This window comes from Curvibacter sp. EU05-FHT14A10, assembly GCF_058791075.1.
On sequence record NZ_JBYTDE010000003.1, the window covers coordinates 380628 to 396571 of the forward strand.

The window sequence follows — 15944 nt, forward strand, 5'->3', positions numbered from 1 at the left end:
CCCATGGGCGGTTGATGTGAATCGGGCAGGGGCAGGCCTTGCCCCTGCGGATTCAGAGAACTCAGGCCACCTTGGCAATCGCCTGGCAGACGTAGTCGATGTTCTTGCTGTTGAGCGCGGCCACGCACATGCGGCCGGTGTCGGTGCCGTACACGCCGAACTCGCTGCGCAGGCGCACCATCTGGTCCTTGTTCAGGCCGGAGTAGCTGAACATGCCGATCTGGGTGGTGATGAAGCTCATGTCTTGCTGCACACCAGCGGCCTTCAGGCCATCCACCAGCTTTTGACGCATGGCCTTGATGCGAACACGCATCTCGCCCAGTTCCTTTTCCCACAGGGCGCGCAGCTCAGGGTTGCCCAGCACGGCAGCCACCACGGCACCGCCGTGAATGGGCGGGTTGGAGTAGTTGGTGCGGATCACGATCTTGAGTTGCGACAGCACGCGCGATGCTTCTTCCTTGTCGGCGCACAGCACCGACAAGGCGCCCACGCGCTCGCCGTACAGGCTGAAGCTCTTGGAGAACGAGGTGGACACAAAGAAGCTCAGGCCGGCAGCCACGAACTTGCCGATCACGGCGCCGTCTTCGGCAATGCCGTGGCCAAAGCCCTGGTAGGCCATGTCCAGGAAGGGGGTCAGGTTTTTGGCCTTGACGACAGCGATCACTTGATCCCATTGGGCGGCAGTGATGTCGTAACCCGTGGGGTTGTGGCAGCAGGCGTGCAGGACCACGATGGTGCCCGGGGCGGCAGCATTCAATGAGGCCAGCATGCCTTCAAAGTTCACGCCACGCTTTTCGGCGTCGTAATAGGCATAGGACTCGACAGTGAAGCCGGCGTTGGTGAACAGCGCGCGGTGGTTTTCCCAACTGGGGTCGGAGATCAGCACCTTGGCGTCGGGGCTGACCTTCTTCAGGAAGTCGGCGCCGATCTTCAGGCCGCCCGTGCCGCCGATGCCTTGCACCGTGGCCACGCGTCCCGAGGTGACAGGCTCGCTGTCGGCACCGAACACCAGGCTCTTCACGGCTGCGTCATAGGCGGCGATGCCGTCGATGGGCAGGTAACCGCGGGCGGATGGCTTTTCCATCATGGCCTTTTCGGCTGCCTGCACGCACTGCAGCAGGGGCAGCTTGCCGTTGTCATCGAAATAGACGCCCACGCCGAGGTTGACCTTGTTGGGGTTGGTGTCGGCTGCGAATTGCTCGTTGAGGCCCAGGATCGGATCGCGAGGAGCCATCTCGACGGCTGTGAAAAGAGACATGGTGCTTGTGTGAAGTGATGGGGTTTCGAGGGGCATTGTTGGGCAACGCCGTACATCATTTTACAGGGATCCCTTCGGGACCCGCGTGCTGAGGATGAGGGGCCGCCGGTTCGGGTTCACTCGAGGAGGCCCAATGTGTGGTTGGTCGCATTTGCTGTAAATGAAAATTGGTTTTCATTTGGTTAAATACACGTTTACCATTTCTTTACATCGAGTAGACTTCATTTTTTCTAAAACCATGGGAGCCATCTTGAGAAGTATTCTGTTTTCGCTGTGGATTATTTTTTCCTCCGCTGCTCACGCTTTTATGCCGCAGGCAGGCACCTGGGTGCTGACTTCGGAGGTCAATGGACTTCCGGGGCGCGGTATTGCTCTGGATGTTCAAAACAATATATTTACTTTTTCCTTGTACGCCTATGAGTCCAGTGGGCAGCCAACCTTTTATGCGGGGGCCGGTACGTTGTCCGATAACAGCGGGGTGGCCGACCTGCAGCGATTCACGGGGGGGCGTTATTTGGGAGGTGCTTCCCAGTCGGCCAGTCTGGAAAAGTCTGTTGGACAGGTTCGGGTGCGCTTTACCAGTGGTGTCACGGGCTTTGCGCAGTTGCCAGGCGAGGCTGAGGTGGCCATATCCCGCTACAACTTTGGCTATGCAGCAGTGCCCTCTAGCTTGAACGGCATTTGGTCTCTCTCAAGCTTGGGTAGCCTTGGGTTGTATGCAGACGTTGTTTCGTTGACGGTACAAGGCAGTGCCACGAGCAATGGCAATGGCTTGGTGATGTCTTCGAACGGGTTGTTCGGCTGCGAGCATCAAGTTCGGGGCGGATATGCCGGTGGCGTGATTTGCGTCAAAATCAACACTTCTGGTCAGTTGTTGGCTGCTTATCGTTTTGTGTACAGTGTTAACGAGGGAGAGGGGTACTCCAATATATCTGGCTCCGCAGATCAGGTTATGTGGGTTCGACGTCTGACAACTGCCAGCGGTGTCGGTACTGGAATCGCGCTTCGGGAGGAAAATCACGTTACTGCTGAGAATGAAGCGAGGGTCGCGGGTTATATTCAGCAAATTTCGCAGTAAATTGATTTGTTGGGCGATGCTTGGCGGGGGTAATTCGCCCCCTGCGCCCATCGCTTTTGAACCAGCGCGTACACTTGGCCCATTGTTGTATGGGAGTGCTCGCAGTGGATTCAGATCAGGGTCAGTTCGTCACCTTCCCTGGCTCGCCCTTCGAGCTCTTCCAACCCTACCCGCCAGCGGGTGATCAGCCGACCGCCATCAATCAGTTGGTCGACGGCGTGCTCGATGGCGAGGTGTTCCAGACCTTGCTGGGGGTGACCGGGTCTGGCAAGACCTTCACCATGGCCAATGTGATCGCCCGTCTGGGGCGCCCGGCCATCGTGTTTGCGCCCAACAAGACCCTGGCGGCGCAGTTGTACAGCGAGTTCCGCGAGTTCTTTCCGAAGAACGCCGTGGAGTACTTCGTCAGCTACTACGACTACTACCAGCCTGAGGCCTATGTGCCGCAGCGCGACCTGTTCATCGAGAAAGACTCGGCCATCAACGAGCACATCGAGCAGATGCGCTTGTCTTGCACCAAAAGCATCATTGAGCGTCGTGATGTGGTGATCGTGGCCACGGTGTCGGCCATTTATGGCATTGGCGAGCCTGAAAGTTATCACCGGATGGTGATGACGCTGCGTGTGGGCGACAAGCTGGGGCAGCGCGACATCATTGCGCAGCTGATCCGCATGCAGTACCAGCGCAACGAGATGGAGTTTTCGCGCGGCAAGTTCCGTGTGCGTGGCGACACCATCGATATCTTTCCCGCCGAGCACAGCGAGCTGGCCATCCGCATCGAGTTGTTCGATGACGAGATCGAGACCCTTCAGTTGTTCGATCCCTTGACCGGGCGCATCCGCCAGAAGATTCCGCGCTTCACGGTCTACCCTTCCAGCCACTACGTGACCCCGCGGGACCGGGTGCTGGCAGCAGTGGAAACCATCAAGGAAGAGCTGTCCGCCCGCCTCAAAGAGCTGGTGGGCATGGGCAAGCTGGTGGAGGCGCAGCGGCTGGAGCAGCGCACCCGTTTCGACCTGGAGATGCTCAGCGAAGTGGGGCATTGCAAGGGCATCGAAAACTACACCAGGCATCTGTCGGGCGCCGCGCCGGGCGAGCCCCCCTCCACACTGACCGACTACCTGCCCAAGGACGCCATCATGTTCCTGGACGAAAGCCATGTGCTGATCGGGCAGTTGGGCGGCATGTACAACGGCGATCGGGCCCGCAAAACCACGCTGGTCGAGTATGGCTTTCGCCTGCCGTCGGCCCTGGACAACCGCCCGCTGAAGTTCGAAGAGTTCGAAAAGCGCATGCGCCAGATCATCTTTGTGTCCGCCACCCCGGCCAACTACGAGATCGAACATGCTGGTCAAGTGGTCGAGCAGGTGGTGCGCCCGACCGGCCTGGTTGATCCCGTGGTGGAGGTGCGCCCCGCCACCCATCAGGTGGATGATGTGTTGCAGGAGATCCGCATCCGGGTCGACAAGAACGAACGGGTGCTGATCACCACCCTCACCAAGCGCATGGCCGAGCAGTTGACCGATTACCTGTCGGACAACGGCGTCAAGGTGCGCTACTTGCACAGCGATGTGGATACCGTGGAGCGGGTTGAGATCTTGCGGGATCTGCGCCTGGGTGTGTTCGATGTTCTGGTGGGCATCAACCTGCTGCGCGAGGGCCTGGACATCCCCGAGGTGTCCCTTGTGGCCATTCTGGATGCCGATAAGGAGGGTTTTCTGCGTGCCGAGCGTTCTCTGATCCAGACCATTGGCCGGGCTGCCCGCAACCTGAATGGGCGTGCCATCCTGTATGCGGACCGCATCACCGAGTCCATGCGCAAAGCGATGGGTGAGACCGAGCGCCGGCGCCTCAAACAGATCGCCTACAACGAGGAGCACGGCATCACGCCGCGCAGCATTGTCAAGCAGGTGCGAGATCTGATCGACGGCGTTTACAGCGAAAAAAGTGGACGCGAAGCCGAGAAGCTTGAGCAGTCTGCCCTGCAGAAGGCCCGTGTCGAGGAGATGGGCGAGAAGGACATTGCGCGCGAAATCAAGCGGCTCGAGAAAGAGATGCTGGAACACGCGCGCAACCTCGAGTTCGAAAAGGCGGCCCAGGCGCGAGACCAGTTGGCCTTGCTCCGGGAGCGGGCTTTCGGTGCCGCAGGCACCGACAACGTGGTGGTTTTGCCTCTGCGAAAGTAACTGGAACTCAATCGGGGCAAGGCCGTTCAAACATCAAGCCAGGCCTTCCAATTGGGCTAACAAACCGATGGTCAGACACTCGATTTGTTTGTACTATCGACCCAATTGATTGAATTGTGACTGTTTGGTATTTTTACCTGACTGTTTAATTTGGCCTTAGTGATATACTTGACGCAAACAGTCAAGAACCCAGAACGATGAAGGGCCGGCCCCAAGAGCCGGTAACGGGGTGAGGACGGAGCCTGCGGCACACCGCTGCAAGGCATTTGAAACAAGACCAAGCCTGATGAAGGAGCTTGATATGCGTCTCACAACCAAAGGCCGCTTTGCGGTGACCGCGATGATCGACCTGGCATTGCGCCAGAACAATGGCCCGGTCACCCTGGCTGCCATCAGCCAGCGCCAGCAGATTTCGCTGTCCTACCTGGAACAGTTGTTCGGCAAGCTGCGCCGGCATGAACTGGTCGAGTCCACCCGCGGGCCTGGCGGTGGCTACACCCTGGGTCGCAAGGCGTCTGACATCACCGTGGCCGACATCATCGTGTCGGTCGACGAACCCATTGACGCCACCCAATGCGGTGGCAAGGAAAACTGCCTGGGCGAAGCGGGCCGTTGCATGACGCACGAGTTGTGGTCGGCCCTGAACCAGCGCATGGTTGAGTTTCTCGATTCGGTCACGCTGCAGAAGCTGGTCGAAGAGCAGATTGCCAAGGGTGTGCAGGTCGAGGACAAGCCTGTGCTGCGCCGTGCCATTTCGAGCACGCCGGTGGTCAAGCCCATTCGCGTCAATGCGCCGAATTCGGTGTTTGCCTTGGGCAACGTCTTCGCCAAATCGTGATGTTTTGAACGCCGGCGCGCTCTGCGGGCGCCGCCGGTTTACCCGATTGCTGTTGCTATTCAGCAAGCAAGCCAGTTTTGATAGAGCCAGCCATGGACATGACCCCTCATTTCCCCATTTACCTTGACTACGGTGCTACCACGCCCGTCGACCCCCGTGTTGTCGATGCGATGATCCCGTGGTTGCGTGAGCATTTTGGCAATGCCGCCTCGCGCAGCCATGCCTGGGGTTGGGAAGCCGAAGAAGCGATCGAAAAGGCCCGCGGCCAGGTTGCCGACCTGATCGGTGCTGACCCGCGTGAAATCGTCTGGACCAGCGGTGCCACCGAATCCATCAACCTGGCCCTCAAGGGCGCAGCCCAGTTCTACAAGGGCAAGGGTAAGCACCTCATCACCCTGAAGACCGAACACAAGGCCGTGCTTGACACCATGCGCGAGTTGGAGCGCCAGGGCTTTGATGTGACCTACATGGATGTCCAGGAAGATGGTCTGCTGGACCTCGAGGCCCTCAAGGCAGCGATTCGTCCTGACACCATCCTGATCAGCGTCTTGTTCGTCAACAACGAGATCGGTGTCATCCAGGACATTCCGGCGATCGGCGCCCTGTGCCGCGAAAAAGGCATCCTGCTGCACGTTGATGCAGCCCAGGCCACAGGTCGTGTCGAGATCGACATGAACAAGTTGCCCATCGACCTGATGAGCATGACGGCCCACAAAACCTACGGCCCCAAGGGCGTCGGCGCGTTGTATGTGCGTCGCAAGCCCCGTGTCCGTCTTGAAGCTCAAATCCATGGCGGTGGCCATGAGCGCGGCATGCGTTCGGGTACCTTGCCCACCCACCAGATCGTTGGCATGGGCGAGGCTTTCCGCATCGCCAAGGCCGAGATGGCGGAAGGCAATGCCAAGGCCTACGCCTTGCAGCAACGCCTGCTCAACGGCCTGAAGGACATCGAACAGGTGTTCATCAATGGCAGCCTGGAGCACCGCGTGCCGCAGAACCTCAACATGAGCTTCAACTTTGTTGAAGGCGAGTCGTTGATCATGGGCATCAAAGGCCTGGCCGTGTCATCGGGTTCGGCCTGCACCTCTGCCAGCCTGGAGCCCAGCTATGTGTTGCGCGCCCTGGGTCGCAGTGACGAGTTGGCTCACAGCAGCCTGCGCATGACCATCGGCCGTTTCACGACCGAGGAAGAAATCGATTACGCCATCGGCACCATCCGCGAAAACGTCACCCGCCTGCGCGAGCTCAGCCCGCTGTGGGAGATGTACAAGGACGGCGTCGATCTGAGCACCATCCAATGGGCCGCGCACTGAGCGCACGCCCCATCAAGAACTGAGGACCTGGCCATGGCTTATTCTGAAAAAGTGGTAGACCACTACGAAAACCCGCGCAACGTGGGCTCTTTTGACAAGGGTGATGAATCGGTGGGCACCGGCATGGTGGGCGCACCGGCCTGCGGCGACGTGATGAAGCTGCAGATCAAGGTGAACCCGCAGACCGGCGTGATCGAAGATGCACGCTTCAAGACCTACGGTTGTGGCTCTGCCATCGCATCGAGCTCACTGGTCACCGAGTGGGTCAAGGGCAAGACGCTGGATGAGGCGGCTGCGCTTAAAAACAGCCAGATCGCCGAAGAACTGGCCCTGCCGCCTGTGAAGATCCACTGCTCCATCCTGGCTGAAGACGCCATCAAGGCTGCAGTGAGCGACTACCGACAAAAGCACACGCAGTAAACCATGGCTGTGACCCTGACTGAAGCGGCTGCCCGGCATGTGAGTCGATACCTGTCCCGACGGGGCAAGGGCATTGGCGTTCGGCTGGGCGTCAAGACCACCGGCTGCTCTGGCCTAGCTTACAAGCTGGAGTATGTCGACGACATGGCCCCTGAAGACATCGTCTTTGAAGGCCATGGTGTCAAGGTGCTGATCGACCCCAAGAGCCTGGCCTACATCGACGGCACCGAGCTCGACTTTGTGCGTGAGGGCCTCAACGAAGGTTTCCGCTTCAACAACCCCAACGAACGCGATCGTTGCGGCTGCGGCGAAAGCTTCCGGGTCTGACACCGGGCTGTGCCGGCCGGCATTGGCCGGCCTCTTGCTTGATGAAACCGCCTTCACCTGCGTGCTGGCGGTTTTTTACTGAATGCCATGAACCTGCAATCCAATGATTTCGAGTTGTTCGGCGTGCCCGAGCGCTTCGCCCAAGAGCGCGCTGCGCTCGATCAGCGCTGGAAAGACCTGCAGCGCGAGGCCCATCCCGACCGTTTTGCTGCGCAAGGTGGGGCGGCTCAACGAGTGGCCATGCAATGGTCGGTGCGCATCAATGAGGCCTACCAGCGCTTGAAAGACCCGCTGCGTCGCGCTGCCTACCTGTGCGAGTTGCGCGGCGCCCCCATCGAGGCGGAGAACAACACCGCCATGCCCGCCGCCTTCCTGATGCAGCAGATGGAGTGGCGTGAAGCGCTCGACGATGCGAGCAGCGCCGCTGCCCTGAATGGACTGGATGCGGAAGTGCGGGCTGCACGGGCCCAGGCCATCGAGGCCTGCCGCCGCCTGCTGGACGATGAACAGCAGTTTGCTGCTGCTGCCCAGCAGGTCAGAGCCCTCATGTTCATTGCGCGATTTGAGCGCGACATTGAGTCCCGGCTGGATCAACTGGGACAATAAGCGTTTGTCGCATTTGTGGCGTTTGCCACATTCCCCGAACCCGAAAAGAATTCCATGGCGCTTCTCCAGATTTCCGAGCCCGGTCAGTCTCCCGATCCCCACCAGCGTCGCATTGCCGTGGGCATCGACCTGGGCACCACCCATTCGCTGGTGGCCGCCATGCGCAATGGCGTGGCCGAATGCCTGCCCGATGCCCAGGGGCGGGTCATCTTGCCGTCGGCCGTCCGTTACCTGGACGGGGGAGGGCGCCAGATTGGTTTTGATGCGCTGCCGGCCCAGTCCACCGACCCCCGGAACACCATCGTCTCGGTGAAGCGCTTCATGGGGCGCGGCCTGAACGACCTCAAGGACGTCTCGCGCCTGCCCTACCAATTTGTGGGTGAGGCGGGGCAGGGCATGGTCAGCCTGCAGACGGTTGCCGGCGTCAAGTCGCCGGTCGAGATCAGCGCAGAAATCCTGGCCACCCTGCGCTACCGGGCAGAGGACAGCTTCAACGACGACCTGTATGGTGCCGTCATCACCGTGCCGGCCTATTTCGATGATGCCCAGCGCCAGGCCACCAAGGATGCGGCCCAGCTTGCCGGCATCAAGTTGCTGCGCCTGATCAACGAACCCACTGCCGCAGCCATCGCTTATGGCCTGGACAACGCCAGCGAGGGCATCTATGCCGTGTACGACCTGGGTGGCGGCACCTTTGACATCTCCATCCTGCGCCTGACCCGGGGCGTGTTCGAGGTGATTGCCACCGGGGGCGATTCGGCCCTGGGCGGGGATGACTACGATCAAGCCTTGGCCGCGTGGGTGCTGGCGCAGACCGGTGTCCAGACCGCCGACGTGCATGACCTGGCCCGCCTGAGGGTGGCAGCGCGGGCCTGCAAAGAGGCACTCACGCAGGCCGAAGCCGTCGATTTCGTGGCCGACCTGAGTACCGGCTCCTTGCGCCAGGCGGTGCGCCGCAGTGATTTCCATGTCGCAACCGAGGCCTTGACCGCCCGCACCCTCGCAGCGGTGCGAAAAGCCTTGCGTGATGCACAACTTGAGCGTGACGAGGTGCAGGGGGTGGTCATGGTCGGGGGCTCCACCCGCATGCCCCAGGTGCAGCAGGCCGTGCACGATTACTTTGGCAAGGCCCCGCTCAACAACCTCAACCCCGACGAGGTGGTGGCCCTGGGGGCCGCCGTCCAGGCCAACCAACTGGCCGGCAATGATCACAGCGGTGATTTGTTGCTGCTCGATGTGATTCCGCTGTCGCTGGGGCTGGAGACCATGGGCGGGTTGGTGGAGCGCATCGTGCCGCGCAACCAGACCATTCCGACCGCGATGGCGCAAGACTTCACCACCTACCAGGATGGCCAGACCGCCCTGGCCTTGCATGTGGTGCAGGGTGAGCGCGATCTGGTGGCCGATTGCCGCAGTCTGGCGCGCTTTGAGTTGCGCGGGATTCCGCCGATGGCGGCAGGCGCTGCGCGCATCCGGGTCACCTTCACGGTGGACGCCGACGGCCTGCTGCAAGTGGCGGCTCGCGAGATGATCAGCGGTGTCGAGGCGGCGATCGAAGTCAAGCCGTCCTATGGCCTGTCCGATGAACAAATTGCCCGCATGCTGCAAGACAGCTTCAGCACCGCGCAGCAGGACATGCAGGCCCGTGCCCTGGCCGAAGCCCGTCTGGAGGCCGACCGCATGGTGCTGGCCACCCGCAGTGCCTTGAAAGCCGATGGCGATCTGTTGTCAGACGCCGAGCGTGCCACCCTGGACAGCTTGATTGAAGCTGCCCTGGCGGCCAAGTCGCTGGAGGATGCCAAGGCCATCGAAGCCGCCACAGAGGCCCTGGCCAAGGGCACCGAAGCCTTTGCGGCCAGCCGCATGAACCGGGGCATCCAGCAGGCCCTGGCTGGCCGCCAGGTCGACTCGCTCTGAGCCTCAGCCGGACGTCCGAAATCAAGGCCCAACCCTTTACCGATCCACCGCCATGCCCGTCATCAAAATCTTGCCCCACCCCGAGTACTGTCCCGAAGGCACCGAAATCAAGGTGGCCACCGGCACCAACATCTGTGAGGCACTGCTCGACAACGACATCCACATCGAGCATGCCTGCGACATGAGCTGCGCCTGCACCACCTGCCACGTGATCGTGCGCGAGGGCTTCAACTCACTCAACGAGCCTGAGGAAACCGAGGAAGACCTGCTGGACCGTGCCTGGGGCCTGGAGCCTCAGTCACGCCTCAGTTGCCAGGCCATCGTGGCCCGAGACAATCTGACGATTGAAATCCCCAAATACACGATCAACCACGCCAAAGAGAACCACTGATGTCGCGCCAGATCGTCTTTGACACCGAGACCACCGGCCTGTCCGCCGAGAACGGCGACCGGGTGATTGAAATCGGCTGTGTCGAGCTCGTCAACCGCAAGCTGACGGGCCGCAACCTGCATTACTACCTGAACCCCGAGCGGGACAGCCATGAGGATGCGTTGCGCATCCACGGCCTGACCACCGAGTTTCTGCGTGACAAACCCAAGTTCGCGGCGGTGGTCGACGAGTTCCTGGATTACATCCAAGGCTCCGAGCTGATCATCCACAACGCAGCCTTTGACGTCGGCTTCCTCAACAAAGAGCTGGAGCTGCTGGGCCGCCCTCCTTTGAAGAGTTATGTCTCGGGCGTGATCGACACCCTGGCCCTTGCCAAGGAGATGTACCCAGGCAAGCGCAATTCGCTGAATGGATTGTGTGAGCGTCTGGGGGTCGACAACACCGGTCGTACCCTGCACGGCGCCTTGCTCGATGCCGAGCTGCTGGCGGATGTGTACGTCTACATGACGCGAGGCCAGGATGCCTTGCTGATCGATGCCGGCTCCGAGGAGGAAACCCAGACCCAGATGGTGGCTTTCGATCTGAGCGGCATCGAGCTGCCGGTGCTGGACGCCAGCGAGCAAGAGCTGGCGGCGCACGCCGATGTCATGGCCCAGCTCGATAAATCGAGTGGCGGCAAAACAATTTGGCGAACTTTCGAAAACAGCTAAAAAACTGTGCCATAATAGAGTTCTTGACGCGGTGAAGCACTAAACGATAAGTAAAGCGCAACACGATAAGCGGCAAGGGCGATTAGCTCAGCGGTAGAGCACTGCATTCACACTGCAGGGGTCACATGTTCGATCCATGTATCGCCCACCAACACTGCTGATTGCATGCCGATGCAGTCAGCGCAGAAACCCCGAAAGTCTAAACGACTTCTCGGGGTTTTTTGTTTTCTGCCTCATTTTCCTGCGCCGGCCCTGCATTCGGGTTGTGCCGGGCCCCTCAGGGGTCTTCGGCCACCTATCATCTGCTTGCCTGCCCTCAGACAGGTTGCGCCTGAGGGCCTGGGTTGCTGTCGGGCGGCTTTGTTTTCATGTGTTCGGGGCCGGGCCCCTCTCCTGGAACGGTGTAATGGCTCACGAAGAAGCTTTGATGTCCGATGCCGGTGCCGCCATGGCCTTGCTGCGCGCAGACTTGGCGGAGCGTCATTTGCGGCGCCTGGCCTGGCTGGTGTCCGGCAGCGCTCTGCTGATGGGCTTGAGCCAGTGGATTGCGCAAGTACCGTTGTCCTTGGCGGCGCCCGGCCTGCTGGCAGCCCTGTTGGGCGCCGCTGGCACGCTGTTGTGCTTGCGCGCCGCAGCCTGGCGTGCTGCAGCTTGGTGCCTATGGGTGGGGGTCATGGCGTGGATGGCGTGTGCCGCCGTGTTCACCGCGCTGGATCGCTCTTTGCTGGCCGGCGCCTACATCATGATCGGAGCCCTGAGTGGCTGGATGCTGGGCCGTCGGACCATGCTGGCGTCAATGCTGCTGTCCCTGGGGGCCATGCTGGCGTTCGAGCTGCAAGGCTTGGGCTCTTTTGCTGAGTTGCCCCTATTGACCTTGCAGCGCACCTTGTCCGGCTGGGTGCTTGCGTTTGGCCTGTGCGCCTATCTTTTCTACCAGGTGTTTCGCGATGGCGAACAGCAACTGATCGGTCTGGCCCTGGCCCGTCAACGCTACGAGGCGCGCAGCCGTCACTTCGAGAACATCGCCGAACACGTGCCCTCCATGCTCTCGCACTGGGGTCAGGACGGGCGCTGCCGGTGGGTCAACCAGCGCTATGCCAAGGCCCTGGGCCGGCATCCGACAGAGCTGGTGGGCTGCCGCATGCAAGATCTGTGGGATGCAGACATCTGCGACACGATGCGTCCCTTGATCGAGCGCGTGCTGCGTGGCGAGGACGTGCGTGAGGAAATCGTCGTGTCCTGGGGGGGGCAGTCACCCCGAACCATCCTGTTGCATCTGGTGCCCGAGCGTGCGGGTTCCCTCCCTCAGGCGGCAGGCGAGGGGGAGCCAGCTCAGGTCCCAGGCGCCGTGATCGGCTGGTTCGGCCAGATGCGCGACATCACGCGGCAGCACCGTCAGGCCCAACTGGTGCTTGAAAGCCGCCAACGCTGGCGGCTGGCCGTTGAAGTGGCCGGCCTGATCTATTGGGAGCTGGACCGTGCCACCGATCTGGTGCGCTGGGGCGCCGATGACGAGCAACCCCTGCGCATGAGCCACAGCCCGTTGGCCAGCCTGGTGTCGCCCTGGAATTGGTCTGAGTTCTCTCGCCAGTTCATCCACCCCGATGACCAGCCCGCCGTTGCACGGGCGGTCGAAGAGGCCTGGATCAGTGGTCTTCTGAACACCCAGTACCGCCTTCTTGCACCCACGGGTGACCTTCAGTGGGCATTGGTCAGGGCCCAGGTTGTTCGTGACCCGGATGGGGCGCGCATGGTAGGCGTGTGGCAGAACATCACGGCTGCAGAGTTGGCGCGAGAGGCCCTGGTGCTCAGTGAAACCCGGCTGCAGGCCTTGTTGGACAACACGCCCGCGGTGGCGGTGCAACAGTACGACCTGCAAGGCCGTGTGCTGTATTGGAACAGTGCCTCCGAGCAGTTCTATGGGATCGCCAATCCCAGGGCCCTGGGGCAGACCCTGCCAGACCTGGTGCCGGGTTGGGCCGACGCCAGCTCGGCCGGCCGCGTCCAATGGCAGCAGGCTTTCCAGCAGCTGTGCCACGAAGGCCCGGCGCAGAGTTTTGAGTTGGGCATCACCACCCCCGACGGTGAGCCTCGCTGGCAGCTGTGTTCGCTGTTTCGCCTGCCCGAGTTCGATGGCCAGGTGCGTCTGGTGTGCATGGGCATCGACATCACCGAGCGGCATCGGGCCGAAGAAGCCTTGCGTGCGCTGCAGCAAGGCTTTGAATCGGCCTTCTATGGCAGCCCCACGCCGGCCCGCATTTTCTCCACCCTCGATTTCGGGCACACGCTGGCTTGCAACGACGCCCTGTGCCGCCTGGTGGGGCACTCCCGCGAGCAATTGCTCAGCCACAACATCCGTGACCTGAACCTGCATGCGGACACACCGGCGCGAGACCGCTTGCTGCAGCGCCTGCAACGCGAAGGGCGGATCGAAGGGCTTGAAATGGACCTGCGCCACCCTTCGGGTGAGGTTCGCACCGTGCTCACCTACATGCAGCCCGTGTCCTGGCAAGGGCAGGCGGCGTGGCAAAGCCAACTGGTGGACATCACCGAGCGCAAACGGGCCGAAGAAGAGCTGCGCAACAGCCGGCGCTTGCTGGAGCGCGTGGTCGACGCCATCCCCATGGGCATCTTCGTCAAGGACACCGAGTCCAACTACCTGCTGGTCAACCAGTGGATGGCCAACTTCATGGGCAGCACCAAGCAACAATTGCTGCAGCACACCAATGCCCTGCCTGTGGCCCAGCGGGTGCGCAGCAAATCACTCGACGACGATGATTGGGTCTATCAACACCGGCAGACCTTGGTGCAGCCTGAGGCTGAGCTGGCCGGACCCGATGGCGCCATGGTGCCGTTCCACAGCGTCAAGATCCCGTTGTTCGATGAGTCCGGCGAGCTCACCGGCCTGTTGGGGGTCAACCGCAGCATCGTCGAAGAAAAAATGGCCCAGGCCTCGCTGCAAGCCAGCGAGCGACGCCTGGCACTGCTGTTCCAGGATTCCCCGGCCGCCCTGGCCGTGATCGGCGACAGCGGGCTCTACCTCGACGTCAACCGCAGCTGGCTGCGCCTGTTTGGCTATGCGCCCGAACAGGTGGTCGGCCATGGTTCCACCGAGTTCGGTCTGTTTGTCTCGGCGCTGGACCGTGACCGTCTGTATGAAACCTTGCGCCGTGACGGCGCAGTTGACGAATTGGAGATTGCCCTTCGGCGCAGCAATGGCGAGGTCCTCGACTGTGTGGCCTCCGGCCGCACCCTCGATCTTGAAGGCCAGCGCAGCTACCTGTTCGGCATTGTGGACATCACCGACCAACGCCGAGCCCGTCAACAGATGGAGCAGATGAACCACCTTCTGGAGGCCGCGGTCACCCAACGCACCCAGGCCCTCACCCAAGCCAACCACGAGCTGACCGAGGCACTGGCTTCGCTGCACAGCACCCAGGACGAATTGCTGCGATCGGAAAAGCATGCGGCCCTGGGGCGCATGGTGGCTGGGGTGGCCCATGAGCTCAACACCCCGATCGGCAACAGTGTCTTGGTCGCCACCACGCTGCGCTCCGAGGTCGAGCAATTCGGGCGTGTGGCCAGCCAGGGGCTCACCCGAAGCGGCCTGGCCCTTCACGTCAGCCAGACCCACGAAGCGGTGGGCATGCTGCTCAAGAACCTCAGCCGCGCCGCGGATCTGATTGCCACCTTCAAGCAGGTGGCGGCCGACCAGACCAGCCTGCAGCGGCGCCATTTCATGTTGGATGAGGTGGTGCGCGAGATCCTGCAAATGCACCAGCCCACGCTGCGCCGCGGCGGTCTGCAGGTGGTGGCCCAGGTGCCTGGCGATCTGCAGTTCGACAGCTACCCGGGGCCTTTGGGGCAGGTCTTGCTCAATCTGCTCAGCAATGCCATTGAGCATGCCTACGAAGACCGCCCCCCTGGGCAGGTGCAGATCCGGGCCTGGAGCCTGCCGCAGGGCCGGGTGCGCCTGGAGGTGCGCGACCAGGGTCGGGGCATGTCGGCCGACACCCTGCGGCGCATCTTCGATCCGTTCTACACCACCCGCCTGGGGCGGGGCGGCACCGGCCTGGGGCTGGCCATCTGCCAGACCCTGGTGACCCGTGTGCTGGGGGGCAACATCACCGTGCAAAGTGAGTTGGAGCAGGGCACCTGCTTCTGCATCGATCTGCCCTTGCACGCGCCGGTGGTCGGTACCCCGGGGCTTGCCGAACTGCCGGGCCCGGCCTTGCCGGCCGCGGGCTTCATCGCAGGTCCTTGACCTCGCGGCTCACCAGTCCAAAAAACCGGTCGTAAAACGTGGCCGCCAGGATCGTCTCCGAGCCCACCTTCACCATCGAGTCCTGGGTTGACGACAGCGGCAGTGAAATGGAGCCGATCGCGCTCACCCCCACGCTGGTGGCCGAGCTGCTTTTCTTCACCGCATAGCGGTCTTGTTGCGCCGTCACATAGGCGGTGGCGATGTTCTTGTCGCGTCCGTCTGGCACGCAAACGATGGTGAAGGTGATCTCCAGATGGGTGTCGCCATCGGGCTGAAAGCTTTTCTGCCCATTGATGCTGGTCGGTTTGGCCTGGGTGATCACATAGCCCTGGCTCAACAAGGCGCGGCGAGCCGCTTCGCAGGTGGTCTCCGCACTGGCATCAAACAGGCGCGAGAAATTCTCGTTGGGCTGAAACTGCTCTGCCTGGTAGGCCGAGTGGCCCGGCGCAGGTTTGCTGCCGCTCAACAGGCTGCAGCCCGACAAGGCCAGCAGCAGGATCAGGGGCAGGGCGGCCCGGTGGGCCAGATGCACAGGCGGCAACGAAAACAGGGTCATGGGAACGATGAAGCCGACAGGTTGGAGGGCTGAGCCCCATCCGGCATTATTGCGCCATCCTGCCACCCATCTGCCCAGCG

General features: G+C 61.7%; 13 protein-coding genes and 1 tRNA gene. 12 read left to right on the forward strand and 2 right to left on the reverse strand.

Annotation, left to right across the window (positions count from 1 at the left end):
• Positions 1 to 61 precede the first annotated feature (61 nt).
• Entirely contained in the window at positions 62 to 1258 is a 1197-nt protein-coding gene (locus tag AC3WUT_RS07795; RefSeq protein ID WP_492346502.1) for an amino acid aminotransferase, read from the reverse strand.
• A gap of 160 nt (positions 1259 to 1418) precedes the next feature.
• Here AC3WUT_RS07795 and AC3WUT_RS07800 point away from each other — a divergent pair, with 160 nt between their 5' ends.
• The 12 genes from AC3WUT_RS07800 (at position 1419) to AC3WUT_RS07855 (ending at position 15308) form a co-directional block, all read left to right on the forward strand.
• Positions 1419 to 2336 (forward strand): hypothetical protein, encoded by a 918-nt coding sequence (locus tag AC3WUT_RS07800; protein WP_492346503.1) that lies wholly within the window; start codon positions 1419 to 1421, stop codon positions 2334 to 2336.
• Positions 2337 to 2425: 89 nt separating this feature from the next.
• The gene (uvrB, locus tag AC3WUT_RS07805) at positions 2426 to 4522 is read left to right on the forward strand and encodes an excinuclease ABC subunit UvrB (protein ID WP_492346504.1); all 2097 of its coding nucleotides are present in this window, start codon (positions 2426 to 2428) and stop codon (positions 4520 to 4522) included.
• A gap of 301 nt (positions 4523 to 4823) precedes the next feature.
• Entirely contained in the window at positions 4824 to 5360 is a 537-nt protein-coding gene (gene iscR / locus AC3WUT_RS07810) for a Fe-S cluster assembly transcriptional regulator IscR (RefSeq protein ID WP_492346505.1), read from the forward strand.
• A 92-nt stretch (positions 5361 to 5452) separates the two neighbouring features.
• A complete protein-coding gene (locus AC3WUT_RS07815; RefSeq protein ID WP_492346506.1) occupies positions 5453 to 6673 on the forward strand; it encodes an IscS subfamily cysteine desulfurase in 1221 nt (406 codons plus the stop codon).
• 33 nt (positions 6674 to 6706) lie between these two features.
• Positions 6707 to 7093, forward strand: a complete 387-nt coding sequence (gene iscU / locus AC3WUT_RS07820) for a Fe-S cluster assembly scaffold IscU (RefSeq protein WP_492346507.1) — start codon at positions 6707 to 6709, stop codon at positions 7091 to 7093.
• A 3-nt stretch (positions 7094 to 7096) separates the two neighbouring features.
• Positions 7097 to 7420 (forward strand): iron-sulfur cluster assembly protein IscA, encoded by a 324-nt coding sequence (iscA, locus tag AC3WUT_RS07825; RefSeq protein ID WP_492346508.1) that lies wholly within the window; start codon positions 7097 to 7099, stop codon positions 7418 to 7420.
• 87 nt (positions 7421 to 7507) lie between these two features.
• On the forward strand, positions 7508 to 8026 hold the full coding sequence (hscB, locus tag AC3WUT_RS07830) for a Fe-S protein assembly co-chaperone HscB (RefSeq protein ID WP_492346509.1): 519 nt from the start codon (positions 7508 to 7510) through the stop codon (positions 8024 to 8026).
• Positions 8027 to 8080: 54 nt separating this feature from the next.
• Positions 8081 to 9943 carry a Fe-S protein assembly chaperone HscA gene (gene hscA, locus AC3WUT_RS07835; protein ID WP_492346510.1) on the forward strand — a complete coding sequence of 621 codons (1863 nt, stop codon included), beginning with the start codon at positions 8081 to 8083 and terminating at the stop codon, positions 9941 to 9943.
• 52 nt (positions 9944 to 9995) lie between these two features.
• Positions 9996 to 10334, forward strand: a complete 339-nt coding sequence (gene fdx / locus AC3WUT_RS07840) for an ISC system 2Fe-2S type ferredoxin (protein WP_492346511.1) — start codon at positions 9996 to 9998, stop codon at positions 10332 to 10334.
• Positions 10334 to 11044 carry a DNA polymerase III subunit epsilon gene (gene dnaQ, locus AC3WUT_RS07845; protein ID WP_492346512.1) on the forward strand — a complete coding sequence of 237 codons (711 nt, stop codon included), beginning with the start codon at positions 10334 to 10336 and terminating at the stop codon, positions 11042 to 11044. The genes fdx and dnaQ overlap by 1 nt, the downstream gene beginning before the upstream one ends.
• Before the next feature lie 76 nt (positions 11045 to 11120).
• Positions 11121 to 11195: transfer RNA gene (locus AC3WUT_RS07850), tRNA-Val, on the forward strand.
• A gap of 255 nt (positions 11196 to 11450) precedes the next feature.
• Positions 11451 to 15308, forward strand: a complete 3858-nt coding sequence (locus tag AC3WUT_RS07855) for a PAS domain-containing sensor histidine kinase (RefSeq protein ID WP_492346513.1) — start codon at positions 11451 to 11453, stop codon at positions 15306 to 15308.
• Here AC3WUT_RS07855 and AC3WUT_RS07860 read toward each other — a convergent pair.
• Entirely contained in the window at positions 15292 to 15864 is a 573-nt protein-coding gene (locus AC3WUT_RS07860; RefSeq protein ID WP_492346514.1) for a DUF2242 domain-containing protein, read from the reverse strand. The genes AC3WUT_RS07855 and AC3WUT_RS07860 overlap by 17 nt on opposite strands.
• Positions 15865 to 15944 lie beyond the last annotated feature (80 nt).

Coding starts and splice junctions, on each gene's coding strand:
- hscB (WP_492346509.1), top strand. CDS start 7,508: ATGAACCTGCAATCCAATGATTTCGAGTTGTTCGGCGTGCCCGAGCGC.
- hscA (WP_492346510.1), top strand. CDS start 8,081: ATGGCGCTTCTCCAGATTTCCGAGCCCGGTCAGTCTCCCGATCCCCAC.
- AC3WUT_RS07800 (WP_492346503.1), top strand. CDS start 1,419: ATGAAAATTGGTTTTCATTTGGTTAAATACACGTTTACCATTTCTTTA.
- iscU (WP_492346507.1), top strand. CDS start 6,707: ATGGCTTATTCTGAAAAAGTGGTAGACCACTACGAAAACCCGCGCAAC.
- iscR (WP_492346505.1), top strand. CDS start 4,824: ATGCGTCTCACAACCAAAGGCCGCTTTGCGGTGACCGCGATGATCGAC.
- AC3WUT_RS07795 (WP_492346502.1), bottom strand. CDS start 1,258: ATGTCTCTTTTCACAGCCGTCGAGATGGCTCCTCGCGATCCGATCCTG.
- AC3WUT_RS07860 (WP_492346514.1), bottom strand. CDS start 15,864: ATGACCCTGTTTTCGTTGCCGCCTGTGCATCTGGCCCACCGGGCCGCC.
- dnaQ (WP_492346512.1), top strand. CDS start 10,334: ATGTCGCGCCAGATCGTCTTTGACACCGAGACCACCGGCCTGTCCGCC.
- iscA (WP_492346508.1), top strand. CDS start 7,097: ATGGCTGTGACCCTGACTGAAGCGGCTGCCCGGCATGTGAGTCGATAC.
- fdx (WP_492346511.1), top strand. CDS start 9,996: ATGCCCGTCATCAAAATCTTGCCCCACCCCGAGTACTGTCCCGAAGGC.
- AC3WUT_RS07815 (WP_492346506.1), top strand. CDS start 5,453: ATGGACATGACCCCTCATTTCCCCATTTACCTTGACTACGGTGCTACC.
- AC3WUT_RS07855 (WP_492346513.1), top strand. CDS start 11,451: ATGGCTCACGAAGAAGCTTTGATGTCCGATGCCGGTGCCGCCATGGCC.
- uvrB (WP_492346504.1), top strand. CDS start 2,426: ATGGGAGTGCTCGCAGTGGATTCAGATCAGGGTCAGTTCGTCACCTTC.